Raw genomic sequence first — 2,596 nt, forward strand, 5'->3', positions numbered from 1 at the left:
TTCGTGGGGCTACAAGCGTTTATATCCATGATTATGGTTGTTCTCTCAAAGCTTATCGGGCGGAATTGGTTGCAGATATGAATCTTTACGGGGAATTACACCGCTTTTTACCTGCATTGGCATATATTGAAGGAGCGAGAATTACAGAAATCCCTGTCAGTCATCATGCGCGGCGTTTTGGCCAAAGTAAATATGGCATATCACGGACATTCCGAGTATTGATGGATTTATTAACTATTCTGTTTATGAAAAAGTTCCTCACCCGTCCTATGCACGTTTTTGGGTTGTTGGGATTAATTTCTATGGTTTCTGGGCTGGGGATAGCCATTTATTTGACTTTCCTGAAATTGGTGTGGGCGGAAATGATTGGCAATCGCCCTTTGTTGATTTTAGCGGTGTTGTTGCTAGTAACAGGGGTTCAGTTGTTTTGCTTCGGTCTTTTGGCAGAATTACTAATGCGGACTTATCATGAATCTCAAGGACGGCCAATATATCGGGTGCGGGAAGTTGTGGCAAAAAATGTTAAGTAACGTAACAATAGAGAAATAATACTTTTAGCATTATTGCATCTGCCGTGAAAGCTTTTGATACTTTTGACGCTGATCTGCGGAAAAACCTACTGATGTTATTTGCAGCGGGTTTGTTTTTTTGGTCAGGTTTGGCTTCATTATTGCCTACCTTACCTTTATATATTGAACATATTGGAGCTACCAAGCAAGAAATTGGCATTGTTATGGGTAGCTTTGCCATTGGGATGTTACTATTTCGACCACAAATGGGCGCTTTAGCAGATAGGCGGGGTCGAAAAATCGTATTATTGATTGGAATGTCCGTGGCAGCGATCGCCCCTTTTGGATATTTATTTGTAAAATCAATTATACCCCTGATGGTGATTCGTTCTTTTCATGGTATTAGTATCGCTGCTTTTGCCACAGCTTATATTTCCCTAGTGGGAGATTTAGCACCAGAAAACCGTCGAGGTGAAGTTGTTGGTTACATGAGTTTAGTTAATCCTCTCGGTGTAGCCATTGGTCCAGCCATAGGTGGATTCTTACAAGAACTCGCAGGTTATACACCATTATTTCTTTCATCTGCGACTTTAGGTTTTCTGGGTTTATTATGTATCATCCCCATTGTCAATCCACCAGTTGTCATCAAACCAATTAACAGCAAAAATGATAACTTTTGGCAACTACTCACTAGTCCTCGTGTGCGGATTCCTGCCATTGTCTTATTACTAAGTGGTTTAACTTTAGGTAGTTTGCATACTTTCATCTCCCTATTCATTAAATCAACGGGAGTAGACTTAAATGCAGGTTTCTTTTTTACCGCTGCGGCTATATCCAGTTTTAGTTGTAGATTAGTAACTGGTAAAGCTTCAGATCGATATGGACGTGGTTTATTTGTCACCATGAGTCTGATAGCTTACACCCTTTCTATGATCTGCATTTGGCAAGCAAATACTCCTTTCATGTTCTTATTAGGAGCATTCATGGAAGGTGCAGCTTCTGGTACACTAATTCCCATGATTTCTGTATTGATGACAGATAGGGCTTTACCCCATGAACGAGGCCGGATATTTGGTGCTTCTTTGATGGGATTTGATATTGGTTTAGCGATCGCCAGTCCGATTTTTGGTACATTTGCCGAAACACTCGGTTATCGCAGTATGTTTGGTTTTACCACAGGTTTAACAATCCTCGCAACAATAATTTTTCTGACCCAATCTAGCCGCAATATCCCCCAATCTGTGCGTTTTGCCTTTGGTCGTGCGGAAGATATCTATGCTGTGAAATAAATTAGCTCTTTTTTCTAGGTTTTCTCAGGTAAATTTCTTGGTGGTATCAAACGTCCTTGGTAAAATCGTCGTTCTAACCTCCCCAAACCAAACCAAATCCCAGCACCAATGATCACAAACAGAGTGATCAAACTCATAGTAAAAATATTAGTTTGACCATAGATAAACACCAGCAAAGGCAGCAATACCCAAACTAAAACTGTTAGCGTTGCTACTCCCACCCGCAACTTTTGTAAATTAGCCAGCGCAGTCCGGCAACTAGCACATTTTTCTGTGTGGGAGTGGTATCTATCTAATAAGTCTTCCTTCGATAATGACGGTGGTAGAATTTTACCAGCAAACGGATCAACACTATATTGATTTACCCAAGAACGCAACTGAAATACAAATAAATCTGCCTTAGTTGGCAAATAAAACGCCTTGGTAAAATTGCCACTACCACCACTTTTTTCTAGATACCGTTCTTGATGATGCAAGAAAATTTGGTCATCTTCTAAAATGCTATTTTGTCCAATATGTGAATACCAACGTGGAGTTAACTTCAAAAACAGTCCTGGTATTTTTGAAGAAAACTTGAAAGGAAAAATCGCAAATAGCCGACATTCTCCCTTGCGGATAGGAGTGGCATAAACCACCGTTAAAGTTCTGCCAAACTGTTTAGATGTGAGATCATGCCACATCAAACCAGGAGCAATAAAAGTAGTATATTGTTTTCCTAAAGTACCTTTGCGGGGTCCTTCTTCCCAAACTCCTTTAAATCCCCATTTTCCAGATTCTACAACTGCCAATTCCACCGGC

The 2,596-nt window shown here is 40.4% G+C and carries 1 protein-coding gene and 2 pseudogenes; 2 read left to right on the top strand and 1 reads right to left on the bottom strand.

Annotation, left to right across the window (positions count from 1 at the left end; genetic code table 11):
- A pseudogene (locus tag FJR38_RS02930) lies at positions 1–530 on the top strand (glycosyltransferase); the annotation flags it as partial.
- A 44-nt stretch (positions 531–574) separates the two neighbouring features.
- Complete coding sequence (locus tag FJR38_RS02935) at positions 575–1,798, top strand: MFS transporter (protein WP_168535288.1); 1,224 nt, start codon at positions 575–577, stop codon at positions 1,796–1,798.
- Positions 1,799–1,812: 14 nt separating this feature from the next.
- On the opposite strand, the pseudogene FJR38_RS02940 reads toward FJR38_RS02935, so the two are convergent.
- Positions 1,813–2,596 (bottom strand): annotated as a pseudogene (locus tag FJR38_RS02940) (cell death suppressor protein Lls1); the annotation flags it as partial.

The organism is Anabaena sp. UHCC 0253 (assembly GCF_009712085.1).
GTDB lineage: Bacteria > Cyanobacteriota > Cyanobacteriia > Cyanobacteriales > Nostocaceae > Dolichospermum.